Origin of the sequence: Cytobacillus mangrovibacter (assembly GCF_042865275.1) — a bacterium.
Lineage (GTDB): Bacteria > Bacillota > Bacilli > Bacillales > Cytobacillaceae > Cytobacillus > Cytobacillus mangrovibacter.
This window is the reverse complement of the sequence record NZ_JBIACJ010000003.1, coordinates 177,387-200,649: the sequence shown is the minus strand read 5'-3', so window position 1 is coordinate 200,649 and position 23,263 is coordinate 177,387. Positions and strand designations below refer to the sequence as shown.

Genomic DNA, 23,263 nt, shown 5'->3' with positions numbered 1-23,263 from the left:
TTTTTTACTAGATGAATCCAAAATTTTTTTACTTTTAAGCTCCTTCAGTTAAAACATCCTATTACTCTATGACTTAATATAAGATGGTTTATATTATTCGAATTTATCCCACAATTCTGGAAAAATAGAGTATAATTAGTAGGGTTGCTAAATATTAGGAGGGGTATTTTGAAAAAGTTAAAGAAATTCGGGATGTTAACACTATCTACTGGACTATCCATTGGAATTCTTGCACCTAGTGTAGGAGCCACATCATTCGGTAATGAAGACCATTCTAATGTAAAGATTCAAATCGCTCAGACAGAAGAGATTGTTACAAAGGGTGAGCTTATTAAGAAATTCAAAGCGCTTTTCCCCCAGTTTAACTATTTAACTGAAAATGATTTTTATATGGGAAGAGGTCATCAATTTCCTGATGATGAAACAATCCGCTATGACTTAAGCTTTCAGAAAAACATAGGCGGGAAGCAGGTATATGGAAACATCGGTTTCATTGGAGATCAACTAGAGATTGAACGTTTTTACTATCAGCCTGCCAATGTAGCAGATGCTTTATTTCCAGCAAAAGTGACAAAAGAAAAAGCAAAAGAAGTGGCACAAGCATTCATCAAAAAGTTTCCTGAAAGCAGTGAATATCAGCTAGATACGAACCTCGTTGACTACTTTCCAGATAATCAAATACTTACAGAACCCATCCGCTATTCTTTTTCTTTCATTCGAACAAAAAATAAATTACCTATTTCAGATCAGCAAATTCAAGTAACAGTACTCGGAAATGGCGAAGTCAGTGAATTTTACCGTAACACTGGCAGCAATGCTTCGCCATCCTATGATGATGTGGCAAAGGTCTTACCTAAGAATGAGATCATCTCGAAGCTGAAAGAGAATCTTTCGATTGATTTACAGTACAGTATAGAAACTGATTATCGAACAGGAGACAGACATGTCAAGCTTGTTTATCAACCAACAAGTGATGTATTCGGCATCCATGCACTTTCAGGTGAGTGGCAGACCATGAATGGATTTTCTCCTGAGATTCCTAAGAAAGGAAAACTGGAGCGCGTTGTGTCTCAACCGCTTGGTTCTAAGCAAACGAAATTTTCTTTAGGAGAAGCGAAGGCTTTTGCTGAACAATTACTCAAAATTGATTCAGATGCGATTAAACTAAGAATCGAATCCGTCGATGAACGAAAAAATTATAATGGCCAAGAAGTCATTAGCATTCATTATATGTATGAATATCGCAATGGTGGAACTGGAACAAATCTGGAACTAGATAAACATACGGGCGAAATTATTCAGTACCATGACCTTAAGAATGAAGTACTTAGAGACCAAGGGGAAAGTCAAAAAACAGGTCAAGTGCTATCAAGTAAGGATGCTCTTAATCAAGCAGTGAAGTATTTGAAACAATACTCCCCCTCATATCTTCACAACTACGTGATGCCTAGCGGAGAAACGTATTTTGATGAAGACAGAGGAGTCTATCATTTTACCTTCCCTAGAGTAGTAAATGATATTCCGGTAATGGGTGATCAACTTTCAGTTAGTGTTTCCACTGACGGCGCTTTACTTGGTTTGAATGTGAATCAATCCGCTATTGAAAAATGGCCTTCAACTGAAAAAGTCATTTCAAAAGAAAAGGCACAGGCTACATTTTTTGAAAACCTAAGCCTAGATCTTAGCTATACAAAAGAAGGATTCGACCAAAAGCAAAGTCACTATCATCTTGTCTATACACCAAAATTCAATAAAAGTCCATATAGCTCTTTAGATGCAAACACAGGCGAGTGGAGCAATTCTTTTGAGAAAAATCGTCCTGCAGTCTCCCATCCTTGGGCAGAAAAAGAGTTAAATCATCTTATTCAATCTGGGATTATCGATGTTGGGGACGTGAAGACATTTAATGCAGATTCGAAGATTACAAAAGGCGCTGCCCTTGAAATCATCATGAAGTCTCTCACACAATTCTATATCGAATACTACCCTGGGCAAAGCAATACAAGTCAATCATTTGATAATATAAAACCTGATCATCCATTATACCAAGTGGTTGAACGTGCCGTTACGCTAGAAGTACTTGATAAAGAAAAGGCAACTTTTGATCTGGACAAGCGTCTTACAAGAGAAGAGTTAGCCGTTTGGTATATTCGCCTATTAGGCCTCGAACAAGCAGCCAAAAATCAAGGCATTTATCAGCTTAAATTTGCAGATGCCAAAGATGTTAAAACAGAAAACATTGGCTATGTAGCATTAGCACACTCGTTAGGGCTATTAACAACGAATAATAATAAATTCAATCCAAAGCAGGAAGTAACTTATGCTAATTTAGCAGTAGCCACTACCCGTTTAGCACATGAAGTCTATAAAAAAGGGATTCACTTAAATTATTAAGAATTTGAATGCAGTTGCTGTCCGCCCGTTTACAATGGGCGGATATTTTTATTGGATTATCTACTTGGATGGAAGTGATTAATTACATTTTATTAGTTAAGAGTATTCTTTGTTTTAAGTTTGGATTATCGAGCACTTTTTTGATTATCGAGCAACTTTTTGATTTTATCTAGCATCCTCCATAGCAAGGTACCTTTTTATTGAACAAGAGCAAAACAAAGAAAAGAGAGTAATCTTAATATTATTTTTGCGGAAATAGCTTTTATCAAAACTATGAAGGACAAAACTTGGTTAATTTACAAGAACAATGTCCTTCATCAAGGCTATGAAGGACAATGCTTGATTAATTTACACGGATAATGGCCTTCATCAAGGCTATGAAGAACAGAACTTGGCTAGTTTACACAGAAAATGGCCTTCATCAAAGCTATGAAGGACAATGCTTGGCTAGTTTACAAGAATAATGTCCTTCATTCAACTCTACAGGCTAGGCTATCGCTTAAAACCAAGCCTCTGCAAGCAATGTTACTGCATCCTGTATTTCTTCTTCAGTTAATGTCGCATAGCCTAGTAACACTGTCTTATTATCATGGATTCCATAGGCAGATAGTGGATAAACTTTACTTTTATAGTGTCCTGCTTGTTCGATTAGTTCTTGCTCTGTCATGCCGTTATTTACGCGTACTAACACATGCAGGCCGGAGTCTTGGCCGATAATCTCTGCTGATTCAGGAAATTGTTTCATGATTTCCGTTACAAGGACATCCCTCTTTTTATGATAGGTCACCCTCATTTTGCTAATATGCTTCTCCCAATACCCTTCTTCTAAAAATCTTCTTAAAAGAGCTTGATCCATTCGCGAAACCGTTTGTGCATAGAAAAAATATTCATTCTGATATATGTCAATAAGTGGCTTAGGTAGAACCATATAGCTTACCCTTAGTGAAGGGAGGAATGCTTTTGAAAAGGTTCCCATATAGACAACCTTTTCATTCGTATCTAAGCCTTGTAAAGCAGGGATGGGCTTACCCGAATAGCGAAATTCACTATCATAATCATCCTCAATGATGTATCGACCTTCACTCTTATTAGCCCAATGCAATAGCTGCATCCTTCTTGAGATGGGCATGATCATTCCGCATGGAAATTGATGAGATGGCGTAACAAACGCTGCATTGGCTCCACTTTCCTCCAGACGTGAAACAATCATCCCATCCTCATCTAATGGAATCATCTTCACCCGCTCCCATTTTTCAAAAGCAACATGTCTGCGATGATAGCCAGGGTCTTCAACAGCAAATATTCCTCCTTGAAGTAACTGAAACAGCAATCGAATTAAATATTGTGTGCCAGCCCCAATAATTATCTGGCTTGGCGAACAGCTGGCACCACGTGATTCATAGAGATATTTGGCTATGGCTTTGCGAAAATCATAGTCTCCCTGTGGATGGCCAAGCCTTAACAACTGGTCACTTTCTGAACGCAATAGTTCATTCGTCAGTTTACGAAGTATTCCAAATGGGAAGGAACGGGTATCCACACCCGTTTGTGAAAAATCATATAAGCAGTCTGTATCATGATATTGTTTTTCCTTAATAAAATTTGCTGACAGCTGGCTAAAGCTATCTACTAAATCCTGGTCCAGCTTACATACATAATAGCCCTTTCGAGGAATGGATTGGATGTACCCCTCTGCAATCAGCTGTTCATAAGCGGCTTCTATTGTGTTCTGACTTAATGAAAGATGCGTGGCAAGTCTTCTTTTGGATGGAAGCTTTGCATCAGGAGATATGTTCCCCACTTTGATTTCCTCTTTTATATATTCATAAAGCTGGACATATAATGGCTTCCCGCTTTGATTATCAAGCTTTGGTGTGATCTCTAGCATCAAAACTGACCCCTTCAATCTTTTGAAATCTGATACTTAAAGTAGCACCAGTTATTATATATAATACCTCTATGCTTAGCGCTTGTGCAAAAGTGTATTTAGGAGGTATGCATCATGAACAAATCACGCCGTCTCGGATTATTAATGATTATTAGCGGGGCCACATTATGGGGAATTTCCGGTCCTATTATTCAATGGCTCTTTCAGCAAACAACCATTACATCACTTGACTTCTTAATTATCAGACTGCTCTTAGCAGGCATTTTGATATTAGCTGTTTTATCCATTAGAAAACAAAGCATTTTTTCCATTTGGAAGGAACCACGCCAATGGATCCAATTAATCCTTTTCGCAATCATTGGGATGTTAGGTGCTCAATATGCCTTTATTGAAACCGTTCGAATTAGCAATGCGGTAACTGCTACCTTGTTTCAATTTCTTGGTCCTGTACTGATTACGATTTACGTTGCCATCCAGTACAAGAAGCTGCCGACATTTATTCAAATGCTGTCAATCATTATAGCTCTTTCGGGAATCTTTTTTCTGATTACCAATGGATCGATCGAGAATATTATTTTAACAAAAGTCGCCATTATCTTTGGATTACTAACCGCAATCGGATTCACTTTTTATACGCTTCAGCCTGCTTCATTAATAAAGAAGTGGGGGTCGCCACTTATCGTCGGCTGGGGGATGCTGCTTGCGGGAATTGCTTTGCTTTTATGTAATCGGCAGTTTAGCTTCTTGGCCCTTGCAAAAACATTTACATTCGAAACCTCCACTATGCTATTTCTGGCCATATTTAGCGGAACACTCTCATTTGTTCTCTATATAGGGAGTCTAAAATACTTAAGTGCCATGGAGACGAGCCTTTTATCAAGCATCGAGCCACTTGTTGCAGTAATCGTTTCAATTACTTGGCTAAACGAATCATTTGGAGGCTTCCAGTTGATTGGCGGGGCGCTAATTGTCGTAGCAGTCATAGCTTTGAGTTTACCGGAGAAGGAACTGGGAACTGTTGCGAGAGAATGAGTATCTTAATAGAGTTAAAGCTGACACCGTATGAGTGGGTGTCAGCTTTTTTCAGTGCTGTTATACTGGCTTTGCGACGAATGAGTAGCCAACGCAGTAACGTATGACAGCCGTCATTTTAAGGTTATGAGCAGAATTATTTTCGAATTTACCCATTACTTTTGGACAAAGAAAACCCTCGTCCAAGAATTTCGGAGGCATTAAGAAAGACAACAAACGAGCTAGGTTCTTGCTCCTGGAGCACCTTTTTTAAATAAATCGCTTCCTCCTGCTCAACTACGCATAGAATCATCGTTTTTTCTTTATTAGAGAAACCGCCTATGGAGCGGACTTTTGTTAGCCCCCTGTCAATTTCATCTTTAATAATGGATTGGATATGTTCCTCCTCCTCCGTAATAATAAGAACAAGCTTTGACGGAGAGGTTTGCAGTTGAACAAAATCAATCACTTTACTTGTCACATAAATAGCCATCATCGCATATAAAGCAAGCTCAAAATTAAAAACAAAGGCAGAGCTGACAACTACAAATCCATCAACGATTAGCTGAGAATAGCCACTCGAGAATCCTGTATATTTTTTAACAATTTGTGCGACTGTTGCCAAGCCGCCTGTAGAGCCTTTTCCACGATAAACAATTCCGAGACCAACTCCTAAAAGGATTCCTCCATAAATCGCAGATAGCAGCGGATTATCAATTTTAAAAGGAATATCGGCACTTACCCATATGGTAAACGGAACAAAAAAGATCCCTACTAATGTCTTTATGCTAAAATCTTTCCCAAGAAGGATGAGACCAGCGAAAAATAGCGGAATATTAATTAACCACTGAACGAAAGCTGGATTAAATTGATATAGTTCAAAAAGAATTGTACTAATACCTGAAACACCACCTGCCGCAAGCCTCGCAGGCAATAGAAATATATTATAGGATAAACCCACTAAGATAGAACCAATCACAATAAAAAAGTATTCCTTCAGTAACTTCGTCTGAGTTGTCTGTTTATTCATCATTTCTCCTACCCTTTCTTTAAAACACAACCTTGGCATTTTAACATATAATCAGGTGAAAAATCATTAAAATAAACATATTTAAAACTTATAGGGATTGAATATTACATTTATTGGAACATATAGGTTCATAGATGATTAATAGTGACTGGAAGTTACATTTATTAGCAGAATTAGGTTCATATATGATTAATAGAGACCGGAAGTTACATTTATTAGCAGAATTGGGTTCATAAATGATTAATAGAGACCGTTTGTTACATTTATTGGGATATATGGTCACATAAACTAAAGTAAGATCCCTCTTTTACCGATTAAAGGAAAAATTAGGTTCGTAAAAACATTCATTAGCATCGGCTTGCAGCATTGCAAGTTAGTATTGGTCTGGCAAATTTTAAAGCACTCGTTATTACTAGAATTGTTGTTTAAATCAGACTGACACAAGAAAAAGAGATAGCCATTTCCTGAACGGCTATCTCCTTTTTTATTTTATTGATGATTAGACATATTCGGCAGTCGAAATCCTTCGACGACCACATCTTCCTCCACCTCTAGTAAGAGGCATCTTTTTCCTTCATAGGTAATATATTTTACACTTTTCAGGTCCTTCGGATGAATAGATACATCTGCAATCTTCGTATTGATCTTAATTGATTTAGGAATCACACTGCTCGCTTTAATTTCATGACTGACATCGTAGACGACACTTTTGAAGGCATGTTCTACTTTGGCGGTGTCGACATTCTCTACACCGCTTACCTCTAAGATGCGTTCAATGTCTCGAGAATCCAGCGTAGGAGGTTCGCTTTCTTCATTTTCCACACTTTCCTGGACCATCTTGTCAATTTCCTCATACACATTAGAAATGACATTCGTATCGACTTCGTCCCCAGCGACCATTTTTACAATTTGTTCAAAGCTGTCCTTTTCTTCTATGGCAGTGATAATATCTTCGCAATGGAGGACTTCTTCGATAAACATCGTATCTGGCTGATTCACTTTCCCGCCATAATAGAGAATATGATTCACGTCTGCCGCATTATCGTTAAAGGCAGGAAACATAAAGCCTGTTAACGGAGCAGTTAAATTAATTATCGGATCCACCGCGTTATTTGATTTGAATTCTTTCTCGATATAATCAAACAGCAAAGCTTTCTTAGGCTGATCGGTTTTATTGAGACTGCAGAGGATAAATTCATTGGAATAGACCTCATCATCCCCACCTTCTCCAGAATCCAGATCACGCTTTTTAGTTACCTTTTGGTATTCTCCCCGAATAAAAGTAACGACTGTATCGAATTCATAAACAGCGTGAGCAAACATTTTTGCGACGATACTCAGCATGTTTTCTTTCCAGTCTTCCGAATCGGCACTTAATCCTTCATATAGAATCATTTGTGTGCTGTCTTCCACATCACGTCTGAATTTCAATTCAAACAGCTTCGCATCAAGATTTCCTGTCAGAACCTTTTTAAAGTTCATTAAAAACAACTCTTGTGCTTCCTGCTCCAGCAATTGAAACGGCTGACTGACCTGATGGTAAATCTCACCTGATTCTTTTTTTATATACACATTAAAGATTTCTCGAATATTCATCAATCGATTGTTTAGTTTAAATTGTTTTCGGACGTTTGCAATGTCATTTTTATTCATTTGTCTCATCTCCCATTCCTGATTATACTGTTCGGACTCTTAAATAGTAATACTTGATATTTTTTCAAATTTCATAGCAAGTAGGAATGGCTATTTATTTTTGTGAAGGTTGTATTTGCAACTTAATTGCTAATCAACATTTAGTTTGTAAAAGTTGATTTCCGCTCCAGGTGGCTCGCTTTCCGCGGGGTGGGCGGTGAGCCTCCTCGACGCTAGCGCGTCTGTGGGGTCTCACCTGTCCCACACGTCCCGCTGGAGTCTCGCCACCTTCCGCTCCAATCAACCGGTCTTTTTGGGTGAAAGTATAAAAACACTCGCAACTATTGGGATAGCAACCTTCACGAGTGTTTTAATTTTGAAACTACTAATGCCCTCTCTCAATCTCTGTTTTTGATTCATTCATTACTGTTCTCAAGTCATTACCAGAAGGGTTCTGGAATAAGCGGAGACCGAACTCTGGTGCGACTGCAAAGAGATGGTCGAAGATGTCCGCTTGAACGGATTCGTATATGGCCCATCTAATATCATTTGAAAAGGCATATATTTCTAATGGCAGCCCGTTCTCTGTAGGTGCCAGCTGTCTGACCATTAAAGTCATTTCTTGATTGATGCCAGAATGTTTTTGCAAGTAATTACCTACATACGCTCGAAAAACACCAATGTTAGTAAGAGCCCTTCCATTGACAGGATTACTGCGGTTAATTTCGTTCTTTGTATTATACTCATCAATTTCTTGTTCTCTTTTGGTCATATAGTCCGTTAGATGGTGGATATTTTTAAACCTCTCAACCATCTCCTCGGTACAAAAGGTAATACTATTTGTATCAATAAATAAAGACCGCTTGATCCGTCGACCGCCAGAGGCTTGCATCCCTCTCCAATTAATAAAGGAATCGGAAATTAAGGCATAGCTTGGAATCATCGTAATCGTCTTATCCCAATTTTGCACCTGTACGGTATTTAAGGAGATATCAATCACGTCTCCATCTGCTCCATACTTAGGCATTTGAATCCAGTCACCAACCCGGACCATATCATTGGACGATAACTGAATTCCGGCAACTAGTCCAAGTAACGAATCCTTAAAAACCAACATGAGCACAGCTGACAGCGCTCCAATTCCGCTTAATAGAATAAGTGGACTTTCCCCCATCAGATTCGCAATAATCATGATAATCCCAAGTGTGATTACAATAATTTTCACAACTTGTACATACCCTTTGATTGGCCTTGTCTTAGATATTTCATATGTTTGATAAATATCAATCATTGCGTTTAGTAAGCTATTAATAATCATTAGCCCAACAATAATTAAATATGCGATTGCCCCTTTTTCTATCCAATACTTAAAGTAATCAAAGGTAGTGGAGAAATTATAAATAATGATCGCTGGGACAATATGTGAGACCCTATGAAAAACCTTTCGATCCAAAAGCATATTGTCCCACTGGTATTTGGATTTTTTAACAATATGAGAAATGATTCTAATAACAATCTTTTTCGTAATAAAATTCGCGATAATACAGATAATCGCTATGAAAAAAATCATAATAATAGTTGAAAGATACTTAACTACCGTAGGATTCATTTCATATTCTAACAGCCAGTCGCTAATAAACTCCATATGATCCTCCATTATACATAAGTTATTAATCACATTTTACGGACAGGGCTATTGATCGACAAAATCGCTAATAGGTGTCGATTAAGCTCCTGAATCGATGTTTCGTATCCATGACGATGCCATTCAAGTAGAATTCCAAGGATGGCATTGGTCTGATAGCTAATTAGATAATTAAGCTGAATGCTGTGATCAAATTCGAGATGTTCTTCTATTGATTCCTTCATAACCGAACGGATCGTATCGAACAGAAGATAATAGTACATCATCGGGATCCGTTCATCAAAGATTATTTGATAAAAATTTTTATATTTTTTTACATGATGAAATATTTTTATCATATCAGCCTCGAGATTCTGAATATGATAATTCGTTTTATGATAAGGCTCTTCATAGGATTGTTTTAAATCCTCAACAATGACCTCCAAGTACTCTTTAAATACCTCATGAACTTCTTTATAGTGTAAATAAAACGTTCCACGATTAATGGTAGCTTCCCTACATAATTCGGCGATCGTGATTGTTTCCAATGGCTTCTGTTTTAATATAGCCAGTAAAGCATGGCGTAAACTATCTTTCGTTTTAATAATTCGAAGATCCTGCTTCAAATTTTTTTCACCTCGTACTGAACACTAATTGAAATAAGTGTCTATTACTCAACATTACTCGAATTTTCTGCCGATTGTACCGCTTTTCCTTCTCTAGTATAATTTTTATTGTACACATGTTCAATATTATTCTTTGAAAATAGTGGAGGGATATGGGATGAAGTTAAAAGACAAAGTCGCAATCGTAACAGGTGCAGCTTCAGGGATGGGAAAAGCTATTGTAGAATTATACGCAAGTGAAGGCGCAAAAGTAATCGTAGCTGACCTTAATCTTGAGGGGGCTGAAGCAGTCGTTAAAGGGATTACTGAAAAAGGCGGCACCGCTAAGGCCGTTCAGGTGAATGTCGCTAAGCAAGCTGACATTGACACAATGATTGACACTGCTGTTAGCGAATACGGAACATTAGATATTCTAGTCAATAATGCGGGAATCATGGATGGATTTGAGCCAGTTGGTGATATTCTAGATGAGCGCTGGGATTTGATTTTTGATATTAACACAAAAGGCGTTATGAGAGCGATGCGCAAAGCTATCCCACTCTTCCTGGAAAAAGAAAGTGGCGTTATTATTAATACTGCTTCAACAGGTGGACTAAATGGTGCTCATGCAGGTGCAACATATGGAGCATCCAAGCATGCAGTCATTGGTCTTACAAAAAATACCGGTTATATGTATGCTAACAAAGGCATCCGCTGTAATGCAATTGCCCCAGGCGGTGTAGCAACAAATATTGCTTCTTCCATGCAAAACTTTAATCAATTTGGCATGGAGCGGACTAAAGCAGTACAGGGAGTTATGCCTAGAATCGGACAGCCTGAAGAAATCGCACAAGTAGCGCTATTCTTAGCTTCTGATGAATCAAGCTTTGTAAACGGCACAGTTATTACAGCTGATGGTGGCTGGACTGCTGCATTCTAATATAAATTATGAAAGGGCTGTCCAATAAATCTAGATTATTGGATAGCTCCTTTTTTAGTAATAGTGCTAAGAGTGCAATCATATGCCCATAATCAAACAAAAGGCCAGCTTCGTTCAAACTGAACTAAATAGAACTCATTGGCTACTGTAAACGGGTAATTTTAGAATAAACTGAACCCAATATGGCTCATTGGCTACCGTAAACGGATAATTTCAGAATGAACTGAACCCAATATGGCTCATTGGCTACCGTAAACGAGTAATTTTAGAATAAATCGAACCCAATAAGGCTCATTGGCTACCGTAAACGAGTAATTTTAGAATAAATCGAACCCAATAAGGCTCATTGGCTACCGTAAATGGATAATTTCAGAATAAACCAAACCCAATAAGAACCATTGGCTAACGTAATTGTTCAAGACCCTTCCTTTTTTGGACAGCCTCTTTGTTTTTAAATTATTGGGGAGCTTATCAGCAAATACAAGTCTTTCGCTTCATCCCTACTCTATTCTTCTCTTCAACTTTCTTAATATAATCGGCAGCGACGGGGACCTTACATGCTGTATTTCCGACATCAACGTGAACCTTGCCAATATATTCTGCGATTTGCTTTGCCTCCTCCTTTAATTCAGCCACATAGGCGCCAACAGAAATAACAAAGCCGTTCATCACATATCTTACCCGGTTGCGCTCTTCATGTATCGTGTTTTTCACTTGATTCAACATTGCTCTTATTTCTTCTATATTTAATTTTTCATCAGATGTGATGGATAGATAGTTGGCATATGTGCTCCAGCCACAAACCGCTATCATTTCTTCCTCTGATTTCATCCATTCCCTCGCCAATTCGAGAGCATATTCACTTTCAGCTGATACTTGCGCAACTGTATATTCTGCAGCCATATACCAGTACGCCTTCTTTACCCAATCTTGTAAAGTCTCCTTAGTGATGATCTTTGGGTTAACTGAAAGACCTGCCAAATACATCGCATCATGATTACCCGAATCATATAATTTTAAAGCTAATTCATGATCCTTCTTTACAAACTTAACCAGCTTCTTCAAATCCCCTATTTTCACGCCAAAATAAGGCTCCTTCACCCCATGATTATTATAAATCTGTTTTGTTTGCTCAGAACCTAACTCCTCAAGTTTCTGCATAATTTCTTCATACATCATACAACTTCAACCTTTCATAAAATAAAAATTTTTAGATTCAATTTGAATTTATAGAGTTTCTAATTCCTTTCCAACATTGCTGTTAATTTAACATTTTTGGTAAAGGTTGATTTCCGCTCCAGGTGTTCGCTTTCCGCGGGGTGGGCGCTGAGCCTCCTCGGTGCTAAAGCACCTGTGGGGTCTCAGCTGTCCCACACTTCCCGCAGGAGTCTCGCACCTTCCGCTCCAATCAACAACTTTTTTTGTTAATAGAATTAAACAACCTATTCAAAAATAACAATCTTTTAGAAAAGAATCTAATTAAAAAAGGTGCTTTTCATATGAAAGAAAAGCACCTGGTTACTTAAGCCTTTGGGTGGCTAGCTAATTGCTGCTGCCTTATAAAGAAAAATTCTACTTAGCGTTCTCGTCTGGCTGATGAATTCCAAAGACATTTCCTTCTGAATCAATATAGTATCCCTGCCAGGCCATTCCAGGCAGTGCATGTTTTGGCAAAGCGACCTTACCGCCCAGTTCAAGAATTTTCGCTTCAATAGAATCGTAATCTTCTACACCCATTGTACAAGAGTAACCATTCATCGCTTGACCAGGTTCTGGGGATGCACTTTGACGTTTCATCAATGCACCATTAATTCCAAGCTCATTGGCATCGCCAGTTACTGCTCCGAAATAAGGCACTCCTGCATAATCGCTCCAATCTTCAAAGGTCCATCCAAATACTTCACCATAAAAATTCTTAGCCCGATCCATATCATCCACATGAATTTCAAAATGAATTAATCTTCCCATGATATCCTCCTATTTTTCCCGGAAATAATTACTGATAAATCTATTATTTATATTCAACCTACACGAGCTGAACACCTTTTTCATTATTGCATTTAATATGAAAGTTTATTCAATATTGGTTTGTTTTGTCTAATTTCTGCTTCTATTTACTCATTTCTCCAAATAGCTTATTAGCGAATCTAAATCTTTCGCACAGGCTTTTTTAAAGGTTCCTGCCATCATTTTTCCGAAAAATTTAGTTAAACCTGTAAGTCCCTTTATTTCTCCGTCCAAAGTAATCACCGTTTGATCATCTAATGAAGCAACTATGTATGTAAATACAAACTCACCTTTGCCTGTTGTTCCCTTCGTTCCATCACAACGGAGCATAATTTTCTCTGGTTCCTTGAGTTCGACAACCTCGAAATGTTCAGTTGCCTCTTTTCCAAACATCCTCCTCGTCTCCCTCCACTGACATCCCACCTGCATTGGCCCTTCGTCTAAACGCTCGATTCCCACTAATCCTTGCATCCATTGGTTAGCCGAATCAAGATCAAGCAATCCTGCATATGCCTCTTGTTTAGTGACATGGGTTGTTCTTTTCACCTCAAAATGAATACTCAAGCACATTCGCTCCTTATTAAACGTTTTTTTAAATTATATCATACATTGACACTGCCTTTATGTTATATACAGAATTATCAAATAATAAAAAAAACAAGCACATTACTTTAGCGATAATGTGCTTGTTTTTTATTGTATTTTATTCAAAATTACATTCGCTGCTTTTACAGCACCACCTGCATTTCTAGAGTCTTCAGAGAGCTCTCTCGCATTTTCCACATACGTTCGATCTGCCAGTATATCTGCTACCGCTTTTGCTAAATGCTTGGGCTTGTTTCCTTTTAATTCGATTCCTGCACCAAGTTCAGCTACACGATCAGCCACTGCTCGTTGTTCGCTATGCAAAGGATACAAAACCATCGGCACTCCGTAATACAGACTTTCATTCACACTATTCATACCGCAATGGGTAATAAATACATCTGCCTTCTGCAATACGGCCATCTGATCTACTCTATGTTGAACAGTAAAATTATCTGGGATAGGACCAAGTGAATCAATCACTGTTTTTTCACCAACCGACATGATAATCTCATAACGGCTATCAGCAAATGCTTGGATACAATTTTGGTAAAAATCCTTATTTTGATTAAGCACCGTTCCTAATGAAATATAAATCAATTGTCTACTTTGTCTTTCTTTTGATATTTTAGGAGTTTGTCGGACTGAGGGACCAACAAAGGCATATCTATCAGAAAACGTATCCGCCATCGGTTGGAACTTTCTTGATGTATACACAATCGTATCTGTGTCATTATCATTTTGAATTAAAGAGATCAAACTCTCAACCTCATACCCATAGGAACGTAACATCTGTAATTTCTTATTAATTCTTGGCATTCCAATGATCATGTTCAATATTTCCTTCATACTGCGTTTCATCAGCTTGGCCGTATGGCGATTAAATGCGAAGGATGTAGTTGAACAGATGTATGGAATTCCTAATTTCTTAGCAAATAATTTCCCCCAAACACATAAGGAATCAGACACAATGCAATCCGGCTGAAATTCGCTCAATTCCATACATGCCTTTTCTTCCAAGGCCATGGTCGTATCCACAATCATTTCAATCAATGCCGCAAAATCTTTTCCTGCTTTGCGATCTAAATCCTCTTGAGAAATCGGCGGCAAGAACTCATCACAAGGAAGAAATTTAGCGCCCATGTCTTCTATTTTTTCTTTAAATTCTAAAAAAGAGTAGTACCATACCTCATGCCCTCTACTTACTAGCTCAGCTACGACCGGGAGAGTTGGATTTGTATGACCGTGTGCTGGGATTGAAAAGAATACAACTTTCCCCATTCTCAGTCCTCCACTTCCGATTCAGCTCTACGGATCAAATCTGCAAACTCTAAAAAACTTTCACTTTTTAAAATAGCAATTCCTTTAGTCATATCCTCTCCCAAAACAACAAGCTTATCACCCGCTTGAATCTGATACATTTCTCGCGCCTCTTTTGGAATAACAATCTGTCCACGCTCGCCTACCTTCACAACACCGAAAAAATGTTTCCCCTTGGGACCAAGATGCTGCACCTCTTCTTCACTCAAACTGCCGGATAATTGATCCAATGTTACTTGAAAAATATCAGCTAACATTTTGCATTTATGAATATCAGGCAATGCCTCCTCGTTCTCCCACTTGGCTACGGTCTGACGCGAAACATTGATCCTTTCAGCTAATAATTCTTGACTCATTTTGTTTCTCTTACGCAAAATACGAATATTCATACCAATCATATCTTCAACTCCTATATAACTTAAATATAAATAGGGAATTGAATAAAGTCTATCAACAAACTGCGTCATTTTATGTTAATAATTGTGGCAGAGGATCGTGATCTTTCTGCTTTATTTCTAATCTAATTCTTCATTGAGAAATTCATAATCAAACTCGAATGAAGGACATTTATTGCGTTACTCGATCAAGTTTGGGCCTTCATACACTCGATGAAAGACATTTTTTTGTTATCCGGCCATGTTTTGTCCTTCATACACTCGATGAAGGACAGTTTTTTGTTATTCGGCCATGTTTTGTCCTTCATACACTCGATGAAGGACAGTTTTTTTGTTATCTGGCTATGTTTTGGCCTTCATACCAAAGAAGAACCTTTAAGTGTTTTATGTTAATGTTGAAGAAGCAGGAGAACACGTCATTGATTGTAGTATAAAGAAAGACTAATATATAGAACAACTTGGGAGGAAACATTTTGAAATCGATAGTTAATAGAAAGAAGAGAACTATATTGTTATTAATCATCTTAATTTTTTTCATTGCTGGGCTACTTGATATTAAATATGAAGGATTATTCTTTCAACTATTACCGGCATCCATCCAGTCATTTGTAGCTGATATTTTTTAATCCTTAAAATTAAATAATTTCCAATTGACTAGCAGAACTAATGCAATAACCATTAAACCGTAGAAGTGAAGCACAAAATAGCTTCACTTTTTTGTTTTCCTAAAAACCAACCATAATCTTTTCTTTGAACTCTCTACCTAATATCCCTTGACTCCAAACCATTTTCTCTTCTCAACCCAGTACTGCACTCCGTATAATAAAAAGGCTTTATAGTATAGATAAAAGAAGAATTGAAAATTATTTAATCGATATAGACCAACTATTTTCATTTTCTTAAAAAGATTGATAAAGAGAAAAGCAAAAAGTCCATCTGCGATTGCATTAAGTCCCAGGAACTTTTTAAAATTTCCATACGAAAGTTTAAGTAACCACATGGAGAGAGGCATGTAAGGACCAATACTAAAAGGAAGTTCATTCGTTAAAAATGATTTTCGTTTATCGAAAAACATCCACCAATTACGTTTTTGCCCAAACTTATGATTGATGATCTCAAATATGATAATGACGAACCCCGCAATCGAATAGCGTTTAATATCACGCTTCCCTAAGAATATTAACGACAACCAAGGAATCACAACCATACAAATATTAAATACGAAATGTCTTTTAGAAACCATATCCGCTGCCACCTTAACCTTTTGATTCATCCTATCTTTATTAAAATATCCAAGTGCATCATTCGTATTCAGTATTTTAGAATGAAAGTAGATATTTTTTCCACCTATTTATTCGCATTCTTCCAAACGAAAGATTTGTGCTAATAGCTCAGAATTCGTTCTTATCAAATGGGAAATATTGTGTATTTACACCTACTCATTTATACTAAATCTATGAAGCAATTCAATATTTAAATCATTAATAAAAAGGTGGGATACCCATGAAACTAGGCGCATTTTCTGTCAGTTTAAACGTTAAGGATATTACGATCTCAAAAGCATTCTACGAAAACCTCGGATTTCAAGTATTCGGGGGCAATATGGAACACAATTGGCTTATTATGAAGAATGAAAATTGCATAATCGGGCTATTCCAAGGAATGTTTGAAAAAAACATCCTGACTTTTAATCCTGGATGGGATGAAAATGCGGAAAACCTTGAATCCTTTACAGACATTCGCGAGCTTCAAAAGCAGCTGAAGGAAAAAGGAGTAAACATTCTGACTGAAGCGGCTGAATCTAGTGAAGGACCAGCTCATTTTATAATTGAAGATCCGGATGGGAATCAGATTTTGGTGGATCAGCATAGATAAGGACGAGGAATTACATACAAAAATAAATAGTGCCTGTCACCTAATCGGTTGGCAGGCACTATTTTTCTATTGAATATAGCCAGCTTTCCTTCAAAAGCCGGCCCTAGTAAACCCCCTCACGAACTCTTCTCCTTCCTCTGCAAAAGCACCGCCGCAATAACGATCACACCTTTAAAAGCTTCTCTCAAAAAAGGTGGTACACCAAATAAATTTAAGAGATTGTTCATGACAGCAATGATGAGCATTCCGTAGACCGTTCCAAGGATGAATCCCCTTCCGCCCATCATATTGGTTCCGCCGACAACGGCTGCAGCAATGGCATCCATTTCCATGCCTCTTCCTGCATTTGAGAAATCCATTGAACCGATACGAGACACCTGAATGATTGCCGCAATCGATACAAGGAGGCCCATGAGTGCATAGACGCGCAGCTTTACCTTTTCGACATTGATGCCAGATAGTTTGGCCGCTCGTTCGTTTGAGCCAACCGCGATAATTTGCCTGCCAAATGGCGTTCTTTTCGATACATAGTAAAGGATATAAGCAATGATTGCCCAATAGATAATGGGCATAATCATGTAATTTCCAATTTTAAAGCTTGCAATTTGTAAAAATTCCGCTGGCACTTTCGGATTGTAGCCTTGCATGAAATGCTGTGTGACACTTCGAAAGATCATCATCGCGCCCAAGGTGGCAATGAATGGCGGTACTTTTCCTTTTGTAATCGATACTCCTATTAAAGAGCCTAATAAATAGCCGAAAAGCAAAACGACAAGAATGGTAATGATAAATGCTGGAACACCTGAAATTCCAGCTGCTAGCAAGAACCCTTTCGTTCCAGTATCAAGAAGCATCATGGACAGGGCTCCGGTGACAACAAGTGTAGAGCCGACAGCTAAATCAATTCCTCCAGTCATAATGACAAAGGTCATCCCTAAAGCAACAATGGCTGTTGCGGCATTATTTCGAAGGATGTTGATCCAGTTATTCGTCCAGGCCTGAAACCAGCTGCCAAATGAATCATAATCAAAGCCCAAGACGAGCGTTTGCAGAATAATCATGATGATGAGTGCAATGGCAATGCTAAAAAGCGGATCACTTAACCATTTGTATTTGAACCATTGAAAAAAACTTTGCTTCTTTTTTAATGCAGCATTATCCTGATTTGGTTTCATCACTGTCTATCCCTCCTTTTTCAGAAGTCCACCCGTAGCAAGCCTCATAATCGCATGCTCATTCATCTCTTCTCCTGCTACCTCCCCTTGAATGACACCATGATACATAACAATAGCCCGGTCGCAGATGCGAATAATTTCATTAGCTTCACTTGAAAGCACAACAATGGCGATATCTTCTTCGGCAAGCTTCAAGATAATATCATAAATATCTTCCTTTGCTCCGACATCCACGCCTTGGGTAGGATTGTCCAAGATTAATAGTTTTGGCTTTGCCACCAGCCATTTCGCCAAGATCACCTTTTGCTGATTTCCGCCTGAAAGGCTCGTAATGCTGTCCGTCAGCTCACCCATTTTTATTCGCAGTGCTTTGCGCTGTTCTTCAAACATCTCCTTATGCATTTGCCTATTGATCGTGCCCTTTTTTGAAAAAGCTGGCCATGTTACGATAGAGGCATTCTCGATAATATCCATATCCTTAATAATGGCATTTTCCTTGCGATTCCTAGGGACATACGCAATTCCCGCTTTAATCGCCTGTTGGGTACTCATCATTTTTACTTCTTTATCACCTAGATAGATTTTTCCAGAAATAAGCTTTTCCGCTCCAAAAATAGATTGGAAGAGTTCGCTGCGTCCATCGCCAAGCAGACCGGTAAAGCCAACAATTTCCCCTTCATTAATCGTAAAGCTAATATTTCTGAAGAAATGGCTAGTTGTAAGATTCTCCACACGTAAAATCTCTTTGCCTATCTTTTTCTCTCTGTTTAACGCCTCTGTCCTCACGTCATGACCAACCATAAAACGGGCCAGATCATTCGTATTTACTTCATTTACATTACCTTCAGCGACAAGATTTCCATCTCGAAGCACGAGATAGCGATCACATACCTGCATGACTTCATTCAATTTATGTGAGATAAAGATAATCCCAACCTGGTGGTCACTTAATGTTTTCATCATCTTAAAAACCCGTTCGATTTCCTGATCGGTTAAGGAGGTGGTCGGCTCATCCATAATAATGAAGGAGGCATTCGTCATCATGGCACGGCAGATTTCGATGATTTGTTTATAGGAAGCATCTAGATCACGAACCATTGTGCTTGGATGGAGATTGACGTTCATTTGTTTAAAAATTTTTTCTGTTTCTTCCTGCATTTTTTCTAAATCCAGACTTCCTCTTTTTGTTTTAAGCTCTCTTCCTAGAAACATATTTTCGTAGATGGGCAAGTCGTTGATTAAGTTCAGTTCTTGGTGGATGAAGGCAATTCCCGTTTCTTGGGATTGTTTTGGGGTATGGAATAGGACTTCCTTGCCATTGACTGTGATAGAGCCGGAATCCATTTGGTGGACGCCGCCGAGAATGTTCATTAATGTTGATTTTCCTGCGCCATTTTCTCCTAATAGTGCACAGATTTCCCCGCCATTAAGCGTGAACGATACGTCCTTAATTACATTATTGTTTCCAAAGGACTTCTTAATATTTCTCATTTCAATCATAGAATCACATCCGGGTAGATTAGTAGAAAGGCTGTTAAATTCAATTTGGTAGAGGTTGATTTGCGCTCCAGGTACTCGCTTTCCGCGGGGTGGGCGGTGAGCCTCCTCGACGCTAAAGCGTCTGCGGGGTCTCACCTGTCCCACTGCGCCCGCAGGAGTCTCGCACCTTCCGCTCCAATCAACTAATAAATTTTTCAACATTACTTACTCAACATAGATTCAGATAACAATCTTAGAAAAGAGAGGCTATAGCAAGGTGCCATATCCTCTCTTTGAAAGTTTATTTTTTAGTAAGGTGAGTTAGCGTCGATGAATTCTTCATAATTATCTCTGTCTACGATGGTTGTTGGGATGATTGTTTCCTTGTCTACTCCCTCTCCTTTTAACACTTTAAGGGCGACGTCTACTGCGTCTTTTACCATCGCTGGGCTGTAAAGGGCAGATTGAATCCAGATGTCTTCGTTTTCTGGCATCATGTTAAAGTACTCTTGCATGCCGCCTCCGCCTGTTACGACTTTAATATCTGTTCTGCCTGATTCTTTGATTGCTTGCAGGACACCGATCGATGTTTCATCGTCCATTGAGTAGACGGCGTCGATTTTATTCAGGCTTGTTAGAATATCAGCAAAGTCCTTTAAGCCATCTTCTCGTGTAAACTGGGTGGCATAGGTGTGAAGCTCCATATTAGGGGCAATTTCCTTCATCGTATCAGTAAAGCCCTTCCCTCTAAGCTCAGAAACAGAGCCTGATGATGGAACTTCAAGAATGACGACATTTCCCTCTGTGCCGATCTTGTCTACAATATATTTTGCACCTTGAATTCCCATGTCTTCATTGTCACCGGCTACACGATAAACATCGTCTGAATCAATGACGATATCGAAATTGACCACCTTGATCCCTTCATCGATTGCTTTTTGAATCGGTACTTCCATCCCTTCCCACTGCGGGAAGGCGACTATGGCTTCTGCTCCCCACGTCATTAGATCATCTAATTGCGAAGTCATTTCCTCTGCATTGGTGCTTGTTTGGATTTGATAATCAATTTCACTGTTAAGCTCTTTTGCACGTGCTTCTGCATGGTAGGCAACTGCCGCAACCCAACCATGTGTAACAGCTGGTGCCAGAATGCCAACTTTATACTTCTTATCCCCTGAATCACCTTCTGAGTCGGTACCGCCACCTTCATTTGTTTTTTCTGAGTTACAAGCACTTAAGACTGGAATCAAGCACAACACAAGCAGCATAAAGAGATAAAAAGCCTTTTTCATAAAATTAGCTCCCCCTTATTTTTAATCTTGCTATCTATGGAAATAAAGCCAACATACAGAGTGTAAGAACGCTTACATGAAAGTGCTGAAAAATGGAGAGGAATTTCTACTGGGAATGTGGGTGTATTATGAGTAGATGTTAAATCCAAATTTTCTCCCCTGTTTCTAACGATGCTTCAATCGCCTTCAAGAGCCTGAGCGTATAAAATACATCTTCTAGAGGAATGACATTGTTTTCCTGATTCATTTCAATGCAATGCACAAAATACGATAGTTCATTATAAAAGGTATCACCATCAGCCATGTCTATGGAGGATTTCGTTTTATTATTGTAGTAAACAAACTGTTGATTATCGATCTGCTCGATATTCTCTCCAGCCGCAACATGGTATTCCAATGTACCTTGGACCGCTTGTGCCCTGAAAGACATCGTAAATGGATAGCCATTTGGCATTCGATGAGAAGCTTCAACAAATGCTTTCTTGCTATTTTTAAAAGAAAGGGTCGTCATCAGATGATCCCATGCCCCATGCTTATTTTTCGTGCCTACTGCATACACGGCTTCTGCTTCGCCGAGCAGATAAGTAACGAAATCAATATCATGAATATGAAGATCAAACAAAGCACCGCCGCTTTTTTCTGGATGCTGAAACCATTCACTCCAAGCTGGAGCCTGGCCTAGTCGCTGCGCATGAACAATTTCGATATCCTTTAATTGATCAGATTCACTATAGGCTTTGATCAGCTTATATTCTGGCCAAAAGCGGAGCACATGGCCGACAAATAATCTTACGCCATTCTCTTGAACTTCTTTAAAAATACGTTTCGCGGATTCGAGAGATAAGGTTAACGGTTTCTCGCAAATAATATGCTTCTTTGCTCTTGCCGCCTTGATAATATACTCTTCATGCAAATAAGTAGGTAAACAAATATCAATAATATCGATATCTTCACTATGCAATAACTCATCATATTCAGAAACAAAGTTCCCATGAAATAGGTCTGTGATCACTTCGTCCCCTACTTCACTCCTCGTACAGATGGCCGTAACCTGACAATTTTCAATCGAATGATAGGCTTTTAGGTGCATTTTTCCGATAAACCCCAAACCAACGAGGCCAATATTCTTCATTTTGTCCTCCTTACTCTAATATGCTCGAAAGATAGCGATAAGACCTTTTAACCGCGTCGTTCACTTCTTCTAAATTTGCTGGTCCAGTTGGGGTAAATTCAATTTCAACACTAATGGGTCCCCTGTAATTTGCATTTTTTAATATGTTAAATACTTTGTGGAAATCTAAATCTCCATCTCCGATTGCTGGGAAGTTCCATTCATTATTAGAGCCTAGCTTATCCTTGAGATGAATAAATTCCACGCAGTCAGCAGAAGCCTCTAAATCCTCATACGGCAAAACATTCCCGTAAAAAATCACATTTGCTGTATCATAATTAATTTTGACACGGTTATTCAGTGAGGTAGCCAGTTGCTTCAATGCAACACCTGTCGCATAATTATTTCCATGAGTTTCTAATACAAGGATTTTATTTAATCTCTCACACTTCTGAATGATAGGTTCTAAATTCTTGGCCAATAATTTTTCGTCCTCAATCACATCTGAATCATGATGCGAATCACCTGTTGCTGTGATGATATACGGACAATTAAAGGCAACTGCTAAATCGATGCTCCGCAATAGATTAGCGATTCCTTCCGTTTTCATGACATTACTGTGTGCGCCAATTCCTACACATTTCATCTGATATTCCTGAAGCAATGCCTTCACGTCATTGAGCTGTTCTGATGACATTTCTGGCAACACATGTGCAGTATGGTCTTTTACAGCAGATAATTCGATTTGTGTGAATCCAGCTCGACTTGCGCCTTTGACTGCCTCTTCAAGTGAGAAGCCGTGATACGTATTTGAATTGATCGCAAGCTGCTTTAACATTTTTCCAACCCTCCTGTCAGCTATGTAATTGATTACATTGAAACAGAAGTACTCTTTTTGTA

General features: G+C 38.6%; 21 protein-coding genes. 5 read left to right on the top strand and 16 right to left on the bottom strand.

The features are described from left to right. Positions 1-168 precede the first annotated feature (168 nt). Complete coding sequence (locus tag ACFYKT_RS07370; RefSeq protein ID WP_389217641.1) at positions 169-2,394, top strand: YcdB/YcdC domain-containing protein; 2,226 nt, start codon at positions 169-171, stop codon at positions 2,392-2,394. A 499-nt stretch (positions 2,395-2,893) separates the two neighbouring features. On the opposite strand, the gene pdxR is transcribed toward ACFYKT_RS07370, so the two are convergent. After that, entirely contained in the window at positions 2,894-4,282 is a 1,389-nt protein-coding gene (gene pdxR, locus ACFYKT_RS07365; RefSeq protein ID WP_389217639.1) for a MocR-like pyridoxine biosynthesis transcription factor PdxR, read from the bottom strand. Between the two features lie 114 nt (positions 4,283-4,396). Here pdxR and ACFYKT_RS07360 point away from each other — a divergent pair, with 114 nt between their 5' ends. Further along, positions 4,397-5,314: a DMT family transporter gene (locus ACFYKT_RS07360; protein WP_389217636.1), complete on the top strand. Its 918-nt coding sequence runs from the start codon at positions 4,397-4,399 to the stop codon at positions 5,312-5,314. 148 nt (positions 5,315-5,462) lie between these two features. On the opposite strand, the gene ACFYKT_RS07355 is transcribed toward ACFYKT_RS07360, so the two are convergent. The 4 genes from ACFYKT_RS07355 to ACFYKT_RS07340 all read right to left on the bottom strand — a co-directional run bounded on the left by ACFYKT_RS07355 (position 5,463) and on the right by ACFYKT_RS07340 (position 10,205). Then, positions 5,463-6,323 (bottom strand): YitT family protein, encoded by an 861-nt coding sequence (locus ACFYKT_RS07355; protein WP_389218296.1) that lies wholly within the window; start codon positions 6,321-6,323, stop codon positions 5,463-5,465. Positions 6,324-6,812: 489 nt separating this feature from the next. Then, positions 6,813-7,976, bottom strand: a complete 1,164-nt coding sequence (locus tag ACFYKT_RS07350; protein ID WP_389217633.1) for a DUF4317 domain-containing protein — start codon at positions 7,974-7,976, stop codon at positions 6,813-6,815. Between the two features lie 364 nt (positions 7,977-8,340). Beyond that, positions 8,341-9,600, bottom strand: a complete 1,260-nt coding sequence (locus ACFYKT_RS07345) for a mechanosensitive ion channel family protein (protein WP_389217631.1) — start codon at positions 9,598-9,600, stop codon at positions 8,341-8,343. A gap of 29 nt (positions 9,601-9,629) precedes the next feature. After that, on the bottom strand, positions 9,630-10,205 hold the full coding sequence (locus tag ACFYKT_RS07340; protein WP_389217628.1) for a TetR/AcrR family transcriptional regulator: 576 nt from the start codon (positions 10,203-10,205) through the stop codon (positions 9,630-9,632). Between the two features lie 157 nt (positions 10,206-10,362). Here ACFYKT_RS07340 and ACFYKT_RS07335 point away from each other — a divergent pair, with 157 nt between their 5' ends. Continuing rightward, entirely contained in the window at positions 10,363-11,124 is a 762-nt protein-coding gene (locus ACFYKT_RS07335; RefSeq protein ID WP_389217625.1) for an SDR family oxidoreductase, read from the top strand. 471 nt (positions 11,125-11,595) lie between these two features. Here the strand turns inward: ACFYKT_RS07335 and ACFYKT_RS07330 are convergent, their stop codons facing one another. The 5 genes from ACFYKT_RS07330 to ACFYKT_RS07310 all read right to left on the bottom strand — a co-directional run bounded on the left by ACFYKT_RS07330 (position 11,596) and on the right by ACFYKT_RS07310 (position 15,434). Beyond that, on the bottom strand, positions 11,596-12,303 hold the full coding sequence (locus ACFYKT_RS07330) for a DNA alkylation repair protein (protein WP_389217622.1): 708 nt from the start codon (positions 12,301-12,303) through the stop codon (positions 11,596-11,598). Positions 12,304-12,696: 393 nt separating this feature from the next. Next, a complete protein-coding gene (locus ACFYKT_RS07325) occupies positions 12,697-13,092 on the bottom strand; it encodes a VOC family protein (protein ID WP_389217619.1) in 396 nt (131 codons plus the stop codon). A gap of 150 nt (positions 13,093-13,242) precedes the next feature. Next, complete coding sequence (locus tag ACFYKT_RS07320; RefSeq protein WP_389217616.1) at positions 13,243-13,701, bottom strand: SRPBCC family protein; 459 nt, start codon at positions 13,699-13,701, stop codon at positions 13,243-13,245. A gap of 123 nt (positions 13,702-13,824) precedes the next feature. Further along, positions 13,825-14,997: a macrolide family glycosyltransferase gene (locus tag ACFYKT_RS07315; RefSeq protein ID WP_389217613.1), complete on the bottom strand. Its 1,173-nt coding sequence runs from the start codon at positions 14,995-14,997 to the stop codon at positions 13,825-13,827. Positions 14,998-14,999: 2 nt separating this feature from the next. Further along, positions 15,000-15,434, bottom strand: a complete 435-nt coding sequence (locus tag ACFYKT_RS07310; protein ID WP_389217610.1) for a helix-turn-helix domain-containing protein — start codon at positions 15,432-15,434, stop codon at positions 15,000-15,002. Between the two features lie 470 nt (positions 15,435-15,904). On the opposite strand from ACFYKT_RS07310, the gene ACFYKT_RS07305 reads away from it, so the two are divergent. Next, positions 15,905-16,057 carry a hypothetical protein gene (locus tag ACFYKT_RS07305; protein WP_389217607.1) on the top strand — a complete coding sequence of 51 codons (153 nt, stop codon included), beginning with the start codon at positions 15,905-15,907 and terminating at the stop codon, positions 16,055-16,057. A gap of 137 nt (positions 16,058-16,194) precedes the next feature. Here the strand turns inward: ACFYKT_RS07305 and ACFYKT_RS07300 are convergent, their stop codons facing one another. Beyond that, complete coding sequence (locus tag ACFYKT_RS07300; protein WP_389217604.1) at positions 16,195-16,674, bottom strand: hypothetical protein; 480 nt, start codon at positions 16,672-16,674, stop codon at positions 16,195-16,197. 260 nt (positions 16,675-16,934) lie between these two features. Here ACFYKT_RS07300 and ACFYKT_RS07295 point away from each other — a divergent pair, with 260 nt between their 5' ends. Next, the gene (locus ACFYKT_RS07295; RefSeq protein ID WP_389217601.1) at positions 16,935-17,306 is read left to right on the top strand and encodes a VOC family protein; all 372 of its coding nucleotides are present in this window, start codon (positions 16,935-16,937) and stop codon (positions 17,304-17,306) included. A gap of 116 nt (positions 17,307-17,422) precedes the next feature. Here the strand turns inward: ACFYKT_RS07295 and ACFYKT_RS07290 are convergent, their stop codons facing one another. From ACFYKT_RS07290 to ACFYKT_RS07270, 5 genes are all read right to left on the bottom strand, one after another. Then, positions 17,423-18,481, bottom strand: coding sequence for an ABC transporter permease (locus ACFYKT_RS07290; protein WP_389218293.1), 1,059 nt, complete (start codon positions 18,479-18,481; stop codon positions 17,423-17,425). Between the two features lie 6 nt (positions 18,482-18,487). Then, positions 18,488-19,981 carry a sugar ABC transporter ATP-binding protein gene (locus ACFYKT_RS07285; protein WP_389217598.1) on the bottom strand — a complete coding sequence of 498 codons (1,494 nt, stop codon included), beginning with the start codon at positions 19,979-19,981 and terminating at the stop codon, positions 18,488-18,490. 287 nt (positions 19,982-20,268) lie between these two features. Beyond that, positions 20,269-21,252, bottom strand: a complete 984-nt coding sequence (locus ACFYKT_RS07280; RefSeq protein WP_389217595.1) for an ABC transporter substrate-binding protein — start codon at positions 21,250-21,252, stop codon at positions 20,269-20,271. Positions 21,253-21,391: 139 nt separating this feature from the next. Further along, positions 21,392-22,384: a Gfo/Idh/MocA family protein gene (locus ACFYKT_RS07275; RefSeq protein ID WP_389217592.1), complete on the bottom strand. Its 993-nt coding sequence runs from the start codon at positions 22,382-22,384 to the stop codon at positions 21,392-21,394. Between the two features lie 10 nt (positions 22,385-22,394). After that, on the bottom strand, positions 22,395-23,201 hold the full coding sequence (locus ACFYKT_RS07270; RefSeq protein ID WP_389217589.1) for a sugar phosphate isomerase/epimerase family protein: 807 nt from the start codon (positions 23,199-23,201) through the stop codon (positions 22,395-22,397). Positions 23,202-23,263: the final 62 nt, after the last annotated feature.